The following is a 19574-nucleotide window of genomic DNA, read 5'->3' on the forward strand; positions in this document are numbered from 1 at the left end:
TGGAATCGCCGAGCGGATCGCAGCGTTGAATGCCTGGTCGGTCGTTTCATGGAGGAGGCGACGGTCGGGAGATGTTGATCGATCAACTGGGAGGAATTCAATGACATTTTTGAAGCAATTTCCATCGACCACCCGCAGACGCTTCCTGAAGGGCGCGGGGCTGGTTTCTGCCGCAGCGGCTACCGGCAGCTTTCCGATCCCGGCGATCGCGCAGGCCCAGGAGGTCACGATGATCTCGGCCGAAAACAATGGCGCTGCGCTCGAAGCGCTGAAGGCGATCGCCGCGAGCTTCAGCAAGGAAGCCGGCGTCAACGTCGTCATCAACAATATGGACCACGAGGCCCACAAGACGGCCATTCGCAACTATCTCGTCGCCGGCGCGCCTGACGTCTGCTCCTGGTTTTCGGGCAACCGCATGCGCGCCTTCGTCAAGCGCGGCCTGTTCGACGATATCTCCGACCTTTTCGAGAAAGAGAAATATAAGGACGTGCTCGGCGCGACGGCAGGGGCCGTCACCGAAGACGGCAAGCAATACGGCCTTCCCACAGGCGGCACGCTCTGGGGCATGTTCTATCGCAAGGATGTGTTCGAGCAGCATGGCCTGACCGTGCCGAAGACGGCCGAAGAGTTCATGGCCTACGGCGACAAGTGCAAGGCCGCGGGCATCACGCCGGTCGCGATCGGCACCAAGGAATTATGGCCGGCGGCCGGCTGGTTCGACCAGATGAACCTTCGCATCAACGGCCTCGACAAGCATATGGCGCTGATGAACGGCGAGATGAGCTATCTCGATCCCTCGCTGACGGCGGTTTTCGACCAGTGGGAGGCAATGATTTCGAAGGGGTTCTTCACGGAGAATCACACGTCTTTCGGCTGGCAGGAGGCCGCGGCGCTCCTGGCGCAGAAGAAGGCCGGCATGATGAACCTCGGCGCTTTCCTGCGCTCGGCCTTCACCGCCGAAGATCTACCGCAGCTCTCCTATGCGACCTTCCCGGTGCTCGATGCCAAGGTCGGCCACTTCGAGGAGTTCTCGGTCAATTCGATCCACATTCCCGCCAAGGCTAAGAACAAGCAGGGCGCGCGCGAATTCCTCGCCTACTTCTACAAGCCCGAGAATCTGGCGGCCTATCTGGAGCCGGGCGGCAACGTTCCGCCGCGCCACGACCTGCCGCCAAGCAAAGACCCGCTGGTCAACGTCGCTGTCGAGACGATGAAGACGGTGCAGGGCACGTCGCAATATTACGACCGCGACAGCGATCCCGATATGGCGCAGGCCGGCCTCGTCGGTTTCCAGGAGTTCATGGCCAAACCCGACCGGCGCAGGGCCATCCTGACGCGCCTCGAGGGCACGCGCAAGCGCATCTACAAGATCTAGCAGCTCTCCCAGGGGCGGCGGCGAACCGCTGCTTCCAAGGGGTGGAGGCTGTATGCCTCCACCCCTTGGGGGAGGTGCGCCTCTGCTCCCGGAGCACGCATAAGTCTGCTCCTGTATTAATGAGGTTCTTGAGATGTTGATGTTATGGCGCCGCCAGCGCTGGTGGCTCACCCCGACTTTACTCATCGCGCCGGCGATATTGCTGTTCTTCACCGTCATCCTGCTGTCGGCCGTCAGGAGCCTCTGGATCAGCCTGCACGACTGGGACGGCTTCGGCCCGATGGTGTGGATCGGCTTCGGCAATTACGTCGAACTCTACGACGACCCGCAATTCTACGTGTCGTTGAAGAACAACCTGATCTGGCTGGTGATGTTCATGGCGGCACCGCCGATCGGGCTCGCCATTGCGCTGCTGGTCAACCAGAAAATCCGCGGCATGCGCTTCCTGAAGTCGCTGTTCTTCATTCCGCTGGTGCTCGCCTCGGTGACGGTCGGCGTCGTCTTCACCTGGGTCTATACGCCGGAGTTCGGGTTGCTCGCGCTGATCTTCAGGGCATTCGGGGCGACGGCGCCGGCGGTTCTCTCCGACGAGCATTTCGTCACTTTCGCGATCGTGATTGCAGCACTCTGGCCACAGATCACCTTCTGCATGGTGCTTTATCTCGCCGGCCTCAACAATTTGAGCGAAGAGCTGATCGGGGCAGGGCGCGTCGATGGGGCGAGGGGCTGGAACATGTTGTGGCACATCGTGCTGCCGCAGCTGACCCAGGTCACCTTCATCGCCATTGCCGTCACCGTCGTCGGGGCACTCAGGTCCTTCGACATGGTGTCGGTGATGACGAACGGCGGCCCTTTCGGTTCGTCCTCGGTTCTCGCTTACCAGATGTTCGAACAGTCGATCTTCTCCTACCGCTTCGGTTACGGCGCGGCTATCGCCTCGGTGCTGTTCGTGATCATGGCCGCCTTCATCGTCTGGTACCTCAGCCGCATCATCCATACCGAAGAAAGGGGAGGCTGATGTATCCTCGTCCCATTCCCGATGCCGCCATCTGGCAGCGCCGCCTCTATGTGCTCGCCGTCGTCATCGTCCTTCTGCTCTGGCTCTGCCCGCTGTTTGCGATCATCCTCACCTCCTTCCGCTCGACCGAGGATGTCATGGGCGGCAATCTGTGGGGATGGCCGACCGGGATCGGCGTCATCGACAACTATACTGATGTCTTCACGCAGACGCCGATGGCCCGCTACTTCCTCAACAGCCTGACGATCACCGTTCCCTCGGTGATCGGCGTGCTGGTGCTCTCCACGCTCGCCGGCTACGTGCTGTCGCGCTACCGCTTTCCCGGCAACATGCTGATCTTCGCGCTGTTCGTCGGCGGCAATTTCCTGCCGCACCAGATCATGATGATCCCGGTGCGCGACCTGATGGTCCGGCTCGACCTGATCGATACCACGGCGGCGCTGATCATCTTCCATGTGGCCTTCCAGACCGGCTTTGCGACGCTGTTCATGCGCAATTTCATCGCCGCACTGCCCGACGAGCTGTTCCAGGCGGCGCGCGCCGAGGGGGCGTCTCCCTTCCAGACGTTATGGCATGTGGCGATCCCGCTGGTGCGGCCGGCGCTTGCCGCACTCGCCATCCTCATCTTCACCTTCATCTGGAACGACTACTTCTGGGCCGTGGTGCTGACCGTCAGCGACTCCGTCAAGCCTGTGACTGCCGGCCTTGCCAATCTCCGCGGTGAATGGGTCTCGGCCTGGAACCTGATTTCCGCCGGGACCATCGTCGTCGCCGTGCCGCCCGTCGTCATGTTCTTCCTGATGCAACGGCACTTCATCGCCGGTCTGACGATGGGAGCGGTGAAGGGATGAGCAATCTCCTCTACCTCCATTCAACAGCAGAGAGCCAGGACGCATGACCAGTCTCGAACTCCGACAGATCAACAAGAACTACGGCGCCTATCACGCGCTGCGCGGCATCGATCTTTCCGTAGCGCAGGGCGAGTTCATCGTCATGGTCGGCCCCTCCGGCTGCGGCAAGTCCACGCTTTTGAAGTCGATCGCCGGCCTGGAGGAGATCTCCTCCGGACAGATCCTGATCAACGGCCGCGACGTCAGCAAACAGGAGCCTGGGGACCGCGGCATCGCCATGGTGTTCCAGTCCTACGCGCTCTATCCGCATATGACGGTGGCGGAGAACATGGGCTTCGGTTTGCGCATGGCCAAGCGCCCGAAAGCAGAGATCGAGGCGGCCGTGGCGCGCGCCGCCAAGATCCTGAGGATCACCGATCAGCTGGAAAAGCGGCCGAAGCAGCTTTCCGGCGGTCAGCGGCAACGCGTGGCTATCGGCCGGGCAATCACCCGTTCGCCCGACGTCTTCCTGTTCGACGAGCCGCTGTCGAACCTCGATGCGGCACTTCGGACCCAGATGCGTGTCGAACTTAGCAGCCTGCACGCCGAGCTCGGCGCCACCATGGTCTATGTCACCCACGACCAGGTGGAGGCCATGACCATGGCAAGCCGGATCGTCGTCTTGAACCAGGGGGTGATCGAGCAGGTCGGCTCGCCGCTCGAACTCTACCGCAACCCAGACAATCTCTTCGTCGCAGGCTTTCTCGGCGCCCCGCGGATGAACTTCCTGGGCGTTACCGTCGACGATGTTTCCGGCCGCAATGTCACGGTCTCCGCACCTGGCCTCGTGCCGGTGACGGTGGAACTGGCGGAGACGACGGTGCTGGCGAAGGGCGCCAGCCTGACTCTCGGTGTGAGGCCGGAAAACATATCGATGGTCGCCGACGGGGCGCAGGGCGGAGCGATCAACGGTCAGGTCCGGCTGGTCGAGCATCTCGGGCGCGAAACCATTCTCTATGTCGACGCTGGCAACCTGAGGACCATCGCCTCGGAAAGCGGCACCGGCAACATCACGGTGCAGCTCAGCTACGTCGCGCCTTTTGCCACCGACCAGAACGTGGCGCTGAAGCTCGACGCCAGTGAACTCTATCTCTTTTCGTCCGACGGCGGACGCACGATCAGCACCCGCAAGACCATCCTCGACAGATAAACACAGGAAAGACCACCGTGTCCGACAAGACCCTCTCCGTATGGAACCCCGTCAAGACCGACCGCTTTCTCGTCGGCGCGCCGCACTATCCCGAACATGTCGATGAAAGCTATTGGGAACGCGACGCCGAGCGCATGGCGAAGGCCGGCTTCAACGTGGTCAGAATGGCCGAATTCGCCTGGCATATTCTCGAGCCGAAGCTCGGCACCTTCGATTTCGATCTGTTCGACCGCGCCATCGCCATGCTCGGGCGCTACGGCATCGACACGATCATGTGCACGCCGACGGCAACGCCGCCGCGCTGGCTGACCGTGGCGCATCCAGAGATTCTGAGGGTCGACGGCAAGGGTCGGCCAATGAGCCATGGCTCGCGCCAGCATTGCGACACGGCAAGCCCGGTCTTTCGCGAGCACAGCCGGCGTATCACCAAAGCGATGGCCGAGCACTATCGCGACAATCCTTTTGTCGTCGGCTGGCAGACCGATAACGAGTTGAACACCAGCATGCCGGAGAGCTTTTCGAAGGCGACGCTCACCGAATTCCAGGCCTTTCTCGCCGGCAGATATGGCGAGATCGACAAGCTCAACACGGCGTGGGGCGGCGATTTCTGGGCGACGGCCTATGACAGCTTCGACCAGGTCGTGCTGCCGATCGAGTTTGGCCCGACCTTCCCGAGCCCCGGCCACCTCCAGGATTATCATCGTTTCCTGGCCTTTTCGACGGCGCGCTTCCAGCACGACCAAGTGGAAATCCTGCGCGCCGTCCAACCCTCGTGGTTCGTCTTCCACAATCTCGGGGGCCTTAGGGATATCGACTTTCGCGGCCAGTTCACCACCGATCTCGATTTCGTCGGCTACGACATCTATCCGATGCTCTACGACGAGTTCCAACGGCTCGGAAACCACGCCAAGGTCCAGGCGCTGCACCTCGATATCTGCCGCGGTTTTTCCGGCAACTATATCGTTCCCGAGCAGCAATCGGGCTTCGGCAGTCAGCCGGGTTTCTGCACGCTGACGCCGGAGCCGGGCGAACTTCGTCGCATGGCGCTTTCCTCGGTCGCCCATGGCGCTGACGGGTTGATGTTCTTCCGCTGGCGCCCTGCGCATTTCGGCGCCGAGATCTATTGGATGGGCATCATCGACCACGACGACGTCGCCCGCCATCGCTATGACGAGGCGAAACGCTTCGCAACCGAGATGACCGCGCTAGCGCCCAAGATCCTCGGCACCTATGTGCGCATGGATGTCGGCATTGCCGGATCCGACTTCGATAATCAGGAAGCTCACAAGACCTATCCGATCGGCCTGCCGAGCCCGCAGGACGATGCGATCCTGCTGCACCAATATTGCTACGACCGCGGCATTGCCTGCGGCTTCATTCATCCCGAGGACGATCTTTCGAAGCTGAAGCTGCTCTATGTGCCCCACTGGGTGATGTGGAAGGACGAATGGACCGAAAGGCTGAAATCCTTCGCCGAGCAGGGCGGCACCGTCGTCATCGGCGCGCGCACCGGTACCCGCGACGAAGACAACCACGTCATCCGCGAGACCGCTCCCGGCACGTCGCTGTCGCAGCTCACGGGCGTGCGCGTCGAGGATTTCGGCCGTCTCGCCGCCCCCGGCGCCAACGGGCTCTTCGACGTGATGGAACGTTCCGGCGGGCTTGTCATTCCACCGAACAAGCCGGCGGAATCGCACCGGCGTGAGCGCCGCTTCAAGATCGGCAACCGCGAACTGGTCGGCGGTTATTTCTATGAAAACCTGGCGATCGCAAGCGATGTCGACGTGGTCGCGGCCTGGTCCAACCGCTATGCCGAGGGCCAGCCGATGGCGACGTCGCGCAAATTCGGCAAGGGGCAGGTGGTCTATGTCGGCACCTATCTCACCCCGGATCTGACGGCAGCGCTTGCCGAGCGGCTGTTTGCACCCGTCGGCATCGAGCCGCTGATCGGAGAGCTTCCCGAGGGCGTCGAGGTGACCATGCGGATGAACGACGAGCGCCGGCTGCTGTTCATCCAGAACTACACCGACCAGCCGGCCGCCATCGGCGGCGTTCCCGCTGGCCGCGACCTTCTCGATGACGAAAAGGCGGTTGCCGGCAGGCTCGATCTCGAAGGCTACGACTGCGCGATCATCGAGCTTGCGGAGTGACGCGGCTTTCACGTGCAAGGCAGGGGCCGCAGACCGGCCTCTGTCCGATCAAGGCGGGTTCGCGAACGATCGATGGTTTTCAATGCGGCGACACCGTTGTCCGCAAACGGGATCGGTCGATGGCTACGATCTGGTCGGGACGTCGACAAACATGACTGCCGACGTGAAACGAATTCGGCACGCTCGAAGGCTCATCACGACACAGGGACTTTGAGGTGGTGGGTGATCGACCGACATCTTGGAGCAATTCGAGCAAAGGGTTCTGCGTCTGAAATTGATAAAAAAAGAGCATCTCCGTACTCAAACAAAACGGAAATGCTCTTCGTAGTTTAGTGCGGAGCCATACTTGTCGGCTCCACACCGCTCGCAACTGATTTATCGGTTATTCGTCTGATGTCGCCGGCGCAGCGTCCTCCAGAGAGGTACGGATTTGATCGATCTTCCCGTTTGCGTCGCCAACCCCCAAGATGGTTTTGGCTTCATCCAAAACCGCCGGGCTGACTTCACCGGTTTTCGTCGCTGAAGCCAATGCGTCCTCCAGCGCCTGATCCCCCAACAGAGGGTCATCAGCCGCGGGCTCGATTCCATTGTCGAGTTCATACTGGGCATAAGCCACGGCATAGGCCGCGATGGCCGTCATGCGTGGGTCCGACGTATGCATCAACGCCTTGTAGTTTCGCTTCAAGGAGTTCAGGCCCGCAAGTTGCGCCGACAGGTTCTTTTCTTTGGTCTCGTCTGCCTTAACGGACTTGGACTTGCTTGCCGCCTCGGTGGACTTGCCTTTCACGCCTTGAGATTTGGAGTTGCCATGGGTTGAACCGCTACCCTGGCTGCTGCCATGGTTGCCGCTGTTTCCACTGCCGCCGCCGTGACCGCCGCCATTGCCCCCACCGTTGCCGCCACCGTTTCCACCGCTCTTTGCCTGTGCGGTCATGTCGATTCCGGCAATCGTTGCCGGGCTTGCTGCAAGAGCCAGCGAAAGCGCGGCCAGGGACGCTAAGGTTGCTATCCGCATTGTTTTCCTCCGAGTCGGATCAAGCGCCATGCAGATACACGGCTTGAACAGATACGAGAGGTTAGACGGTGATCGCGCGTTGCACATCGGACCGAGGTCCGATGCCGGCCCCGGCAATGGTCTTAGATGGCCTGAAATGCTTAACGATTCCTTCTTAGCCCAGAGAGGCCATCGGTTTGAGCTCATTGCTGCTCAGGGTTTTCCATCTATCTCGCCTGCGGACGTGTCGCGGGGCAGCGGGTGCGGCATAGCGGCGGCGAGTTCCTCTCGGGCGTAGGCGGCTTCGTGATACCGGCCGACGAGTGCGCTGAAGTCAGCAGCCTTCATTCCCTTGATCCCCAGGGCACCCAGCGTGACAATGCGCTGCCGGCGATCGATTTTACTATAGATCGCACGCCAATCTTTTTTGGGCAGTGATGCGTCCTGATTGAGCCAGAGGCGCAGGGAAAAACGGCTCGATGCATAGACCGCGTAGCCGGCAACACCCGTCCAGGCAATCGGCCTGTCCAATCTGGAGGCAAGCAATCCATCCGGGGTCAGAACCATGAGCGGTCGTGCTGCGCCTCGATAGAGAAAGGCCGCATAGAGAAGGGAGGTAACAGCACCCACGGCGGTGATCGCGGCGATCAGCGACTGCGCGAATTCATCGTAGCCGAGGCCCAATTGGCCACTGAGGAAGACGACCGTCAGGCCAAATCCGGCGAAAATCATGGCGACGATCACCATCGTCCAGATCATCGGCTTGACGTTGTCGTAGACAACGGTCTCCTGTGAGGCCCCGGCAACCACCTTTTCAAGCACTTCGCGACGGCGGTCACGCATCATGCGCGCGTCGTCGATGAAATCCTTGCTCAACAGACGGCATAGTCCGGCCCAATCCGAAAACAGATCGTCCGCAAAAGAGCGAGCTCCCGGCTGCGGCTGACGCATCGCTCGTCTCAGGAGGTCATCGCCAATTTCCACACCGAGGGCCGATATCCGCTGGATCGTCGGCGGATGGCTGTCGGTCGGATGCGGTTGCCGATCTCCCAAAAGGGGCATCGGATCGCTCCATCCATTGGTGGTGACCAGTTCCGTCGTCTGCGCGACGAGGTCAGGCCAGGCATCATCGGAAGCGGTATCATCAGATCCGGCATATGCGCGCTGAAGAACATAGGCGACGGCGGGAGCGATAATCCCCGTACGGATGAGAGCCGAGGCGGCGTCTGCCGGCGTCGCCAGCAGGCTGCCGCTACGGTCAGCATCGAATTCTCGCAGCCGGCTCCAGTGTGCGACGGCATGATCGAACCGCTGCATGGCGTGAAAGCCGAGCTTCACCGCTGGATACAGGACGAAGCGACCACCGTCGGCGCGTCCAAGAGCTGCAAGAGCACGCCAGAGGCCCGCATAAATCGGCGTGAATTGCTGGCTATAGGTGGTGTCTTCGCCAGAAAAATGGGCGAGCTCATGGCCGATGATTGCCGCGATTTCGGCCTGGTCGAGAAGATCAAGATAGGCCGCAGGCAGATAGAGCGACCGTCCGGTCACCAGTCTGTCCTCAGGCCAGAGACGCAGCTGGCTCTCCGTTACGAAAAAGCCCTGGCCGAGGCCGACGATGATCGTGTCGGGCAACAAAGCGTGTTGCCGCCCGGCCAGGCTGCGCACGAAACGCCAAAGTTCAGGAGCCTGCGTTTCTTCGATGACTCGTCCCGCCGCGACAAGCGGTTCGGGTGTGAACAGGGCAAAGACATCCTTTAAGCCACGCAGCGCCATGAAGGCGCTGTAGGCTGCGATGACGGCGAGGACGACGGCGACCGCGAAAAGCTTGGCACTGCCCGTGGTAAAATCTGCCCATAGGCCCATGCTGACTGCTTCGAAGAGAGTCGCCGAAATGACGCCGATAGAAAACCCGATCACAACGGTCGCAAGAATGAACGGAAGGAGCGACCGCAGACGTTGAAAGCTCGTGATCAGTTGGCGTTGGGAGGCGCGCGCGCGGATCCCGGAAATGCCGGCCGCCATCAGTCCCACCGCACCGCCGAAAAACGCAAGCACGGCTCCGCCGATCGTTCCCCAAACCAATGGCCGGCGGATCTGCGAGATTTCCAGCTCCTCGTTGGCTTGAGAAAGGGCTTCCTCGATTTGCGAAACGGCGACCAGGGCAGCAAGGGAGGTGGGCTCGCCCGCTCCCTGGAAGGTCAGAATGGCTGTTGGATTGGATGCCGCGATGTTTTTCACCTGAGCCAGGGTCGTCGAGAGTTCGACCGAAGAACGGCGCGCATGTTCAAGCGTTTCGGCTGCACGCTGTGTCTGCCAAATCCCGAAAGAGACCAGTGCGATCGGCAGGAGCAGCACCCACGCCGCCAAGCCGAGGCTTGCAATTTTGCGGGTTCCTTGTCGGCGGCTGGTTTGCTCCATGCTTGTTCCCCCCAATTTTTCCTCCCCCATTTGCGAGGTCAAAAAACTTGGCCGCGCGCCCGTTATCGAAAGGATGTCGACTTCATACAAGATGCCTCGCTGAGTTTCATGAGAGTGTCAAACGGCAGTCGCAAAATTCCACCGCCATCACGCAATCATCGCGGCGTCAGATGGATGCCTGCGAGCGTGCAGCGGACCGATCCACCGGCGCGCTCGATCGTCGGGATATCAAGCGCGACCAGTTCGGCGCTTTCTTCGATCGTGTTGCGTTGATCCCGGCTCAGGGATGCAAACGCCGTGGTCGAGAGCGCAAGGATACGCCCCGCATTTCCCTGGAGTTCGAGAGCGTTGCCGACGAAAGAGGCGATCTGATCGTTGGTGAGTGCGATGACGCCGCGGCCGGAGCGCTCCAGTCTTAGAACGACCTCCCGCCGTCTTGCTGCATCGGTCATCATCTCCAGTCCGATCATGGCGAAGTCGGTGGCGATGCACATCAGGACATTGGTGTGATAAACGGCGACGCCGTTTCCATCCCGCGCGTCGAATACCATCGGCTCGAAGTTGAAGTGAGTCGAGAAGCGTTCCAGCGCGATTGGATCGGTGCGGTCGGAGCGGACGGCATAGGCCACCCGATCGATGTGATCGAGAACCATGGCGCCGGTGCCCTCGAGAAACAGTCGGTCCGGCTCGAGGCCGGAATAGTCGATCACCTCCTGCACCCGATACTGGCTCTTCAGCATTTCGATGACGTCGCTGCGCCGCTCGCGCCGGCGACTGACGGCCTTCATCGGATAGATCGCCACATGACCGCCGGCATGGGTGGAAAACCAGTTGTTGGGAAAGACCGAATCCGGTGTCTCGGTACCGGTGTCGTCGAAAAGATGCACGTTCACGCCATGGCTTCTGAGCACATCGGCCGCCCGGGTGATTTCGTCGTAGGCCGCCAGTGAAAGGTCTTCCGTCGTATCCGGGCTGGACTGGAAAAGGTTGTCGATGGCTGTCTCGGTATTCACGGTGAAGTGGTGCGGCCGGACCATGACGACTGCAGAGGGCGCCTGGACGGAATATGTGACGTGTCTTGGCATCATCGTGCTCCTATGCCTGCTTTGCTCGCTGCAGCATGCCAAACAGGTCGCGCGGATCGTCCGGATCGGCGATGATATCGAGGTCCTGGTAAAGCCCGGTCCCCCTAAGCTTGTCACGGACATAACGAAGAGCGGAAAAATCCTCGATCGCGAAACCGACGCTGTCGAACAGGGTGATCTGATCGGCATCGCGGCGGCCGGTCGCCTGTCCCGTCAAAACCTGCCAGAACTCGGTGACGGGATAGTCGGCATCCATCTGCTGGATTTCGCCCTCGATGCGGGTCTGTGGCGGATATTCGACAAAGGTGTCGGCGCGCAACAGGATGTCGCGGTGCAGCTCGGTCTTGCCCGGGCAGTCGCCGCCGATGGCATTGATGTGGACGCCGGAGCCAACCATGTTATCCGTCAGGATCGTCGCATACTGCTTGTCGGCGGTGCAGGTCGTAATGATATCGGCATTTTCGATCGCCGATTGGGACGAGCTGCAGGCGGTCACCGTCAGCCCAGTGCCTGCAAGGTTGCGGACCATCTTTTCCGTCGCCAGCGGATCGATGTCGTAGAGCCTGATGTGGTCGATGCCGCAGACGGCTTTCATGGCAAGCGCCTGGAATTCCGCCTGGGCGCCATTGCCGATCATGGCCATGGTGCGGGCACCCCTGGGTGCGAGGTGCCGCGCGGCCATGGCCGAAGTCGCTGCGGTTCGAAGCGCTGTCAGCAGGGTCATTTCGGTGAGCAGCACCGGATAGCCGGTCGAAACTTCCGCGAGAAGGCCGAAAGCCGTCACGGTCTGCAGGCCTTGCGCCATGTTCTTCGGGTGGCCGTTCACATATTTGAAGCTGTAGATTTCGCCGTCCGAGGTCGGCATCAGCTCGATCACACCCTCGCCGGAGTGAGAGGCAACGCGCGGGGTTTTGTCGAACGATCCCCAGCGGCGGAAATCCGCCTCGATGACGTCGGTAAGTTCGGTCAAGACGGTTTCGATGCCGATGTGGTGGACAAGACGCATCATGTTCTCGACGCTGACGAAGGGTACGAGAGCTTTTTCCGATGGAAGGGGCGACGACATGCTGAGTTCCTCCTGCATATGCTCGAGAAAGACTAACCGTCTCGCATGTTGGCCGAAAGCTCAAATCTGTGCTAATTCTGGCAGCAAATTGTGCAATTCGTTCAGCGCATTTGCGCGAATTTACCAGTGAGGCAATATGAACATCGCGAAATACGCACCAGACGATCTGGATCGCCGGATTATCGCTCACCTGCGCGCCGATGGGCGCGCTTCCTTGAGCAAGCTTTCCGATGCACTCGGTGTCGCGCGCGGCACAGTTCAGAACCGGCTGGATCGTCTGATCGAGACGGGTACGCTGCTCGGCTTCACCGTCCGGGTGCGGGAGGACTACGACGTCAACGCAGTGCGTGCCGTGATGATGGTCGAGGTCGTCGGCAAGTCGACGACCCAGGTCATACGAAAGCTCCGCGGCCTGACGGAGATTTCAGCGCTGCACACGACCAACGGCAACTGGGACCTCGTCGCCGATATCCGGGCCGCAAGCCTTGCCGACTTCGACCGGGTTCTACGCGAGGTGCGCATGATCGACGGTGTCGCAAACAGCGAGACCAGTCTCCTCCTCAGCAGCGTCTGAGTGCTGCCAAGTGTGGTCGACGCGGAGCGCCATCACGATGGGCCGGCGCTGCGGGGGATGGCGAAGAAGCCGATGGATGCTGCTCAAATCGGCGGCTGTTGGCTTTGACTTCGATTTCTGACGGCGCGTCGAGGTGTGAATTGGCTCTTCCCCCGAAAGAGAATCACGCCAAGCGCAAATCGAGAAGCGGGTGTAACTTCTTGAGATTCGGGAGGGACTTCGCTTGCCATGGATATTGGTTGGTGCCTTTGACAACGAGCAGGAGGTCGCCCATTTTTCTGGCTTCAATCGTCAGCTTAGCCAGGAGATTTATGCCAGAGGAATTGAGGAATTCGAGACCCGTCAGGTTGAACGTCACCTGTTTGTGCCCCTCATGGAGCAGGCCGAATACCAGTGAGTAAATCGGCGCATAGGCGTCCGGTCCCGCCAGCCGGAATACGCCATCGAAAAACACCTCGTTTTTCTCAGCCCATACGCGGAAGTTTTCGTCGCTGATTTCCATTCTTCGCTCACAGATTGGAGGAGGGTGGCATCGCCACAGCTGCAGTCGTCGTCAGTATGATATGCTGGTCACTATTGCCTTCGAATGCCCATGCCATTTTTGCGTCGTAGTCGCTCAAAAGGGTGAGCAAGCCCAAGCCCGACCCGCTTGCTGCGGATATGGCATTGGTTTCGATTTGCTCAAGAAGAAGTTCTCCTGGGTCCTTCGATTGAAGGCGATGCAGCAGTTGCTGAAAGCGAGATGATGTCACGCCATCGATCGTGTTCTTGACCCTTATTAAGAACGTTCCGTCGAATATGCCGGCCTCAATGAGGATCTCTCCAGGCTGTCGAAATTTAACGGCATTTTCGATCAGCTCATTGCTGAGGTATCCGATGTCATGATGGGCCTGCATGTAGTCTTTTCTTGACCGTGAATAGGGCAGAGCCATGACTTCCGCTATGAAGTCCGCAGTCATTCCTGAGTGCTTCCATCCAAGCTGAAGCGGTCCATCGCTTAACGTGAGGCGAGTGCCCGAACCCAGGCTTATGCCCACCAGAGATTCCATACCATATACCGTTGGCGTCATGTCTCACCTATGTCGCACTGCGAGCAGCGTAATATCGTCGTAAATCTTCTGCGATCCGATGAAGAGCATTAATGTCGCTACAATTCCGGAAACGACTTTTTCGGCGCTCTGATCCTTCAAGCGAAGTGCTTCGCGGCAAAGACGTTCGATGCCAAACAGTTCTCCCGCGTCGTTTTCGGCTTCTGTTATGCCGTCCGTATGCAGGAGTATGAGGTCCCCCTTCTCGAACGCTATTTCACGGGTTTTAATGAAGGCAGAAATGTCCGCTTCCAACCCGATTGGTATGCCGAGATCCATGGTATCTATGCGCTCGACTTCGCCGTTCGCCCGCACGACAACAACTTCCTCGTGTTGTCCCGACAGGATCATCTCTTTTCCGTCGTAATCAAGAAACGCCAGAGTGAGATGCTTGTCGATTTTAGTCCTCACGATATTTTTAAACAGGGCGCTGTTCAGGTCCGTGAGAAATTTGACTGCATCGGTGTTTCCGGCTTCCTGCAGGGCGCGGGCGACGGACTGCACCATCAACATCAACACGCCGCTTTCGAGCCCGTGTCCGGTGACGTCGCCGATGCCAATCTTCAACCGATTTCCGCTCTTCAACACGTCATAATAATCGCCGCCGACTTCTTCCGCCGGTCTCATATAGGCTGCGATCTCGAGGGCCTGAAATTCTTCAAGCTCCTGATGCAGCGGAAGAACCATGAGCTGGATTCTCTCGGCGACGGCCAGCTCTGTTCCGAGACGTCGATTTTCTCGCTGGAGCTGTGCGTTCAGGGTCGAAATCTCTTCCTTTGCATCTTCGATTTGAGCGGTTCGCTCTTCGACGAGCTGCTCGAGATTTTCGGTGTGATAGCTGATCTCTTCGGCCATGCGATTGAAGGCTTCACCGGCCTCACCGACTTCGTCCCTGCTTGTGATGGCCACTCTGACGGAATAATCCTTCGCCTGAATCCGTTTGGCGGCCCCTGCCAGGGCGCTGATTCCGCTGGTTATTCGTTTCGAGGCCGCAAAGACCGCGATCGTCACGATCAGTAGGGACATCAGGATCGCCAGAATTTGGTAGAGCACGATCCGGTTCGTCGCTTCGGAAATCTTGGCCTGGGCCGCATAGAGCGAGGCCTGGATTTCTCGCTCGGGCACAACCACCCCCAGCAACATCGCCTCTTGCCGAACCGGGCCACTGACCCAGAGATTGGTCGCCGGCAGTTTCTTGACGATAGCGATATAGGGGACCTCGTTGCCGTCCTGCTGCAACAGCAGGTGCTGAATGCCCTGTTCTCGGTCAAGAGCCAGTTTTGCAATCGCAGGCTGGGAGCTTCCCTTTAGGGAGCGCTCCAGGCCGGTCAAGGCGCCGGCTCCGCTCGCATCGCTCGCAGAACGCAGACCGAGGGTTTTTTCTCCTGTGCTGTTGATCGCCACAACGTTTCCGTCGGACATTGCGAGAAATCCAAAGCCGGACTGGGCCACTTTCACATTCTCAACAATCTGCGCGAGCTGGTCGAGTGTGATGTCCGCGCCAGCCGTCCCGGCGACATCCTGCCGGTCGGCTGTCCACAATGGATGAAAGAAACTGACAATCAGCTTTCCGGTAATGGCATCGGTATATGGAGCGGTCTGCGTGATATCGTCGGCGACCGGCCGCGTTTTCGCGTCCTTGGCCCAGCTCTGCCAGGACTCGTAAAGCCCGGGGAAAAAGAAGTCCCAGAAATCGGCTTCGTTGTGCCCCGAATAAAGGCGATCGAAGGTCTGAGCCTGGTCGGTGTAAGGCGCCGTCCTGAAGATTGGCCGTTCTTTCGGTCCGATGTAGTACATCTGCAGCTTGGAAGCGCCGTGCTGCAGCAGGCTCGGCGCAACGATGTCGAGAACCGCGCTCGTCTCTAGATCGCGCTGGATGTCGGGTTTCGGCCGATGGTCAGGTCCGAGCAAGTAACCCCAGACGCTCACAACCGAAGCGGAGCCGGGCAGGTTCTGAGACCATTTTCCCTTTTCGTCGTAAACAAGGCTGACGCTGCCAGGCGATGTGCGCGCGATCGCCGCGCCGACATCGGAATTACGCTCGGGATCGTCGATTTGCGCCTGGAGCACACCTGCCAAGGTGCCGACGTCGCTATGAACCTGCCGCAGGAGCAAACTCACCTGGGCTGCGGTGGAATCGGCATATGTGCGGATGTATTCCTGGCTTGCTGCTTCAAGACCTTGCCCGACTTCGAGCGTCGCGTCGCGCGACAGCCTCTGAACGTTCCAAAGTGCCAGCCCGCCGCTGACCAGCAAGTCAAAGAGCACAGCTCCACCGACGACCAAAATGAACTTTGCCCGAAATGAGCCTAGTCTTGCTGGTCTCTTCGATGATCTCCCGTCCATCATAGCGGCTTCCGGCCGGAGGCTGCCCAGATCGGCCAGCCTGCATAACCCTTGGGGTGAAGAGCAGCAAAGACATGATCTTTGAATCCCTGCCGGAACCTGCGAATGAAATCCAAAGAGTCGCCCCGTCGAACGGCCATCTCACCCGCATAGACATTTTCCCAAGCTTCGATGATGTCTGCGAAGTCTTGGGGATCCCCGTCGAGGTTCGTGACCATAAAGGAATCGACCCTGATACTATCGAACCCCGCGTCGGCGAGAAGATGGCGGCTTTTCGGCCCCATCTCGACATCCATGTCGAAGTACCTGAACAGTTTGGCGACCTCCTCGTAAGTCCATCTTATTGTTTCAGCATGTGGTTCGCCCAGACAATGCGAATTTTTTTCGTTGGTGATGTAGACGCGGCCGCCAGGCTTGCAGATGCGATAGAGCTCCCGCAGCAGCATCTCGGGACGGTTGAAGATCTGCAGCGAATGTCGGCAGGTCACAAAGTCAAATTGATTGTCTCGCAGCAGCATTTGGGAGGCGTCACCATAGGTGTACTCGATTCCCTGTAGATCGAAGTCGGCAGCGACCCTGCGAGCATATTCGAGGCTGCGCACGGAATGATCCAGCGCGACAAGGCGTGCCGGTTTAAATTCCCTTTGAACCAAGGCCGCGAAATCACCAATTCCGCAACAGATATCCGCGATGACAAGACCGCTGCGCAGGCCGTGGCGAGGCAACAGTTCACGTTCGTGCCTCCATGTCATTTTCGTCTGGGTGCGCAGAATGGGGATGAAACTCTCATCCTCAACAAAGCTCTGGCCTGGATAAAATGCCGAATCGTAGACTTCAACCGATAAGTTTGGTTGGGATGCCACCAGCGTCTCGAAAAACGAGGTCGACCAGGCCACCACGCTCGACGTAATGATGACGATCTTCCGTTCAGGCCTCGCCCGGCAGCTTGCCGTGAGTATATCGGACAGGGCTGCGAAGGCAGTCATGTTAATATGCGTCAGACGTTTGACATTCAGGTAAACGACCCCGCCGTATTGTGCGAAACTTTGCTTCACCAGCTCGATGGCATCGGCAATCTCAGCGGCGCTTTCGGGTCGCATCTTGCCGGACAGCAACAGCTCCTGATTTGTCGGATCAAAATGAACAGTAAAGGGCAAGGGGAGCAGGCTCATCGGAAGTCCTCGGCCGAAGGGAAATCCGCAGTGATCTGTATCCCTTGTCCGCTGTCTTTCTCAATTCGGATCGTGGCGCGGAATATTGCTGCCAAATCGCTGAGCAAAACCGTCCCGTCGGACTTCATCACCAAGTATCCAGAGCCGGCGCCGGGGACAGGTTGGTGTTCGCTTGATCTTGCATTGGCGTGCTTGCGGCCAAATGCTTCCTCGCCGGGAAACGCAATTCTCAGCCGATTGACTGTCGCGCTCCGATAGAGACTGAAACTTATCCTTCCTGGCTCGCTCGTTGAACGGAAAGCAAGTTCAATGAGCTCATTCGTCGCGACGGAAAGAAAATTGGAATATCGAGCGGGATCGCTGTGACCTTGGCCGAGAATGTCTGAGAGATATTCTGTAATCCTGTCGCAAAACTGCCATCGAGATTTGAACATCGCAACGTTCAGTTCCAGCGATACCATCGGCGCAAATGCATGGTCATCGAAGCTAGCTGCTTCCTGTTCCAATACACCCTCCCTTCTTTTGCCTGGGGCGTCAGGTTGATGCATGCGATCGCTAAAGGCACGGCGAAAATCGGTTGTTCACTTTGATAGCGCGGGGCTTACGGATGTTTCCGCCCGGGTGATGAACTCGCCAATCGCCTCGACCGGAAGCGGCCTGCTAATCAAATAGCCTTGAAGTCTGTCGCAGCCCACACTGCGCAACCATTCCGCCTGACCTGGCGTCTCCACCCCTTCGGCTGTCACCTGCATGTCGAGGTCATGTGCGAGGTTAACGATGCAGCGGACGATTGCCTGGCCTTTCAGATCGCTTTCGAGGTCGGTGATAAAATATTTGTCGATTTTGATCGTGTCGAACGGGAATGTCTTCAGATAGCTCAGGGAAGAATATTCGGTCCCGAAATCATCAAGCGAGATTCGTATCCCTAGCACGTTCAGAGTATTCAGGGTGTCGATATTGTTGACGGTCCGCTCAAGGAGCACGCTTTCGGTTATCTCAAGCTCCAGACGGTCGGGCGGCAACCCGATCAAGTCTAGCGTTTGGGATACCCGATCAGTGAGTCCGCTTGTCAAGAATTCAGCCGCCGACAAATTGACCGCGACGATGTAATTCTGCGGCCACTTCATTGCCTCGCGACATGCCTGCTCCAAAACCCATGCACCTATTTCCGGCATCATTCCATCGGCCTCGGCCATCGGAATAAATGCCGTTGGTGGGATTTTTCCAAGTAGAGGGTGGTTCCATCTGAGCAATGCTTCGAAGCCGACAATGCTGCCGCCCTCGGCGATGGGTTGGTACTCGATAGAGAATTGTTCTTGGACCAAGGCCATGCGAAGGCTGCGGCGCAGCAGTTCGCGTTGTTCCAGCAACTCAAGCATTGACGGATCAAACGGTCTTGCGCGACCGCGCCCGTCCTTCTTCGCGGCGTAGAGTGCGACGTCGGACGCCTTCATCAGCTGCTCCGGAGTTGTACCGTCCGGTGGAGCAGCAGATATGCCGATGCTGGTGCCGACAAATAGTGCGATGCCATCTATCGTGAAGGGCTTTTTGAATGCATCAACCAAAGCTTCTGCTAGCCGATGCCCTTTGGCGGGATGTCCCGGGCCCCTTGATATGACGGTGAATTCGTCACCCGCCAGTCGATAGGCTCTGTCGTCCCTGGTGAGGCACTCTTGAATGCGGTTTGCAGCCAGCTGAAGAAGCTTGTCGCCGGCCGGATGCCCAAGCGTGTCGTTAACGGGTTTGAAATCGTCAAGATCGAGTTGCATCAGGGACAGGGTCTCGTTCGAGCCTGCGGTCTCCCGTAACAACACAGCGAGGTCCTCGCTGAACTGGCGTCGGTTCGGCAGTCCAGTGAGCGGATCGTGGGTGGCCAGATGCAAAAGGGTTGCGCGCTCATCGTCGGCAGATTCCTCTGACCGAACCACGGCAAACAGATCTCCGATCCGATAGATCGTCAGTCCGTGCGATGCTGGCGTGCCAAGATCCCCCGATATTTGCAAGGGTTGGGCACTGTCACCCAATGAACGGAGGGCGAGTGTAATCGCCGATTTGTCCAATTCTGGAAAATGCTCCCAAAACGACGCAACTGGTTTGACAGAAGCAGGCAGCTCATTGCCCAGCAAATTCTCGACGGGATTGAAATCGCGGTCAAAGAACAAAAGCCGGTCGATCGAGCTCGAAGCTTTTGCCTCTGTTTGTCCGAGCGCCGAGGGGGCCGCATGAATTTTCTGCATGTCCGAGGCCC

General features: G+C 59.0%; 16 protein-coding genes. 6 read left to right on the top strand and 10 right to left on the bottom strand.

The window, feature by feature from the left end; genetic code table 11:
- Nucleotides 1–100 precede the first annotated feature (100 nt).
- The 5 genes from C3Y91_RS20590 (at nucleotide 101) to C3Y91_RS20610 (ending at nucleotide 6583) form a co-directional block, all read left to right on the top strand.
- Nucleotides 101–1375, top strand: a complete 1275-nt coding sequence (locus tag C3Y91_RS20590) for an ABC transporter substrate-binding protein (RefSeq protein WP_168575737.1) — start codon at nucleotides 101–103, stop codon at nucleotides 1373–1375.
- Between the two features lie 133 nt (nucleotides 1376–1508).
- Nucleotides 1509–2393 carry a carbohydrate ABC transporter permease gene (locus C3Y91_RS20595; protein WP_130692150.1) on the top strand — a complete coding sequence of 295 codons (885 nt, stop codon included), beginning with the start codon at nucleotides 1509–1511 and terminating at the stop codon, nucleotides 2391–2393.
- Nucleotides 2393–3244: a carbohydrate ABC transporter permease gene (locus C3Y91_RS20600; RefSeq protein ID WP_168575738.1), complete on the top strand. Its 852-nt coding sequence runs from the start codon at nucleotides 2393–2395 to the stop codon at nucleotides 3242–3244. The genes C3Y91_RS20595 and C3Y91_RS20600 overlap by 1 nt, the downstream gene beginning before the upstream one ends.
- Before the next feature lie 43 nt (nucleotides 3245–3287).
- Nucleotides 3288–4433 carry an ABC transporter ATP-binding protein gene (locus tag C3Y91_RS20605; RefSeq protein WP_168575739.1) on the top strand — a complete coding sequence of 382 codons (1146 nt, stop codon included), beginning with the start codon at nucleotides 3288–3290 and terminating at the stop codon, nucleotides 4431–4433.
- Between the two features lie 17 nt (nucleotides 4434–4450).
- Entirely contained in the window at nucleotides 4451–6583 is a 2133-nt protein-coding gene (locus C3Y91_RS20610) for a beta-galactosidase (RefSeq protein WP_168575740.1), read from the top strand.
- A gap of 382 nt (nucleotides 6584–6965) precedes the next feature.
- Here the strand turns inward: C3Y91_RS20610 and C3Y91_RS20615 are convergent, their stop codons facing one another.
- The 4 genes from C3Y91_RS20615 to ocd all read right to left on the bottom strand — a co-directional run bounded on the left by C3Y91_RS20615 (nucleotide 6966) and on the right by ocd (nucleotide 12146).
- On the bottom strand, nucleotides 6966–7598 hold the full coding sequence (locus tag C3Y91_RS20615) for a hypothetical protein (RefSeq protein ID WP_018074326.1): 633 nt from the start codon (nucleotides 7596–7598) through the stop codon (nucleotides 6966–6968).
- A gap of 192 nt (nucleotides 7599–7790) precedes the next feature.
- Complete coding sequence (locus C3Y91_RS20620; protein WP_168575742.1) at nucleotides 7791–9995, bottom strand: M48 family metallopeptidase; 2205 nt, start codon at nucleotides 9993–9995, stop codon at nucleotides 7791–7793.
- 155 nt (nucleotides 9996–10150) lie between these two features.
- Nucleotides 10151–11083 carry a citrulline utilization hydrolase CtlX gene (gene ctlX / locus C3Y91_RS20625; RefSeq protein ID WP_029767754.1) on the bottom strand — a complete coding sequence of 311 codons (933 nt, stop codon included), beginning with the start codon at nucleotides 11081–11083 and terminating at the stop codon, nucleotides 10151–10153.
- Nucleotides 11084–11090: 7 nt separating this feature from the next.
- Complete coding sequence (ocd, locus tag C3Y91_RS20630) at nucleotides 11091–12146, bottom strand: ornithine cyclodeaminase (protein ID WP_018074329.1); 1056 nt, start codon at nucleotides 12144–12146, stop codon at nucleotides 11091–11093.
- Between the two features lie 136 nt (nucleotides 12147–12282).
- Here ocd and C3Y91_RS20635 point away from each other — a divergent pair, with 136 nt between their 5' ends.
- Entirely contained in the window at nucleotides 12283–12720 is a 438-nt protein-coding gene (locus tag C3Y91_RS20635; protein ID WP_018074330.1) for an Lrp/AsnC family transcriptional regulator, read from the top strand.
- A gap of 163 nt (nucleotides 12721–12883) precedes the next feature.
- Here the strand turns inward: C3Y91_RS20635 and C3Y91_RS20640 are convergent, their stop codons facing one another.
- From C3Y91_RS20640 to C3Y91_RS20665, 6 genes are all read right to left on the bottom strand, one after another.
- Entirely contained in the window at nucleotides 12884–13222 is a 339-nt protein-coding gene (locus C3Y91_RS20640) for a slr1659 superfamily regulator (protein WP_024320904.1), read from the bottom strand.
- A gap of 7 nt (nucleotides 13223–13229) precedes the next feature.
- Nucleotides 13230–13790 (bottom strand): slr1658 superfamily regulator, encoded by a 561-nt coding sequence (locus C3Y91_RS20645; protein WP_024320905.1) that lies wholly within the window; start codon nucleotides 13788–13790, stop codon nucleotides 13230–13232.
- A gap of 3 nt (nucleotides 13791–13793) precedes the next feature.
- Complete coding sequence (locus C3Y91_RS20650) at nucleotides 13794–16157, bottom strand: SpoIIE family protein phosphatase (RefSeq protein ID WP_018074333.1); 2364 nt, start codon at nucleotides 16155–16157, stop codon at nucleotides 13794–13796.
- Nucleotides 16154–17326 (bottom strand): class I SAM-dependent methyltransferase, encoded by a 1173-nt coding sequence (locus tag C3Y91_RS20655; protein ID WP_168575741.1) that lies wholly within the window; start codon nucleotides 17324–17326, stop codon nucleotides 16154–16156. Before C3Y91_RS20655 ends, C3Y91_RS20650 begins: the two co-directional genes overlap by 4 nt.
- Entirely contained in the window at nucleotides 17323–17832 is a 510-nt protein-coding gene (locus C3Y91_RS20660; protein ID WP_024320906.1) for a hypothetical protein, read from the bottom strand. Before C3Y91_RS20660 ends, C3Y91_RS20655 begins: the two co-directional genes overlap by 4 nt.
- Nucleotides 17833–17907: 75 nt before the next feature.
- Nucleotides 17908–19563: a putative bifunctional diguanylate cyclase/phosphodiesterase gene (locus C3Y91_RS20665; RefSeq protein WP_024320907.1), complete on the bottom strand. Its 1656-nt coding sequence runs from the start codon at nucleotides 19561–19563 to the stop codon at nucleotides 17908–17910.
- Nucleotides 19564–19574 lie beyond the last annotated feature (11 nt).

It is taken from the genome of Rhizobium ruizarguesonis, assembly GCF_012349115.1.
In the GTDB taxonomy this organism is placed as follows: Bacteria; Pseudomonadota; Alphaproteobacteria; order Rhizobiales; family Rhizobiaceae; genus Rhizobium; species Rhizobium ruizarguesonis.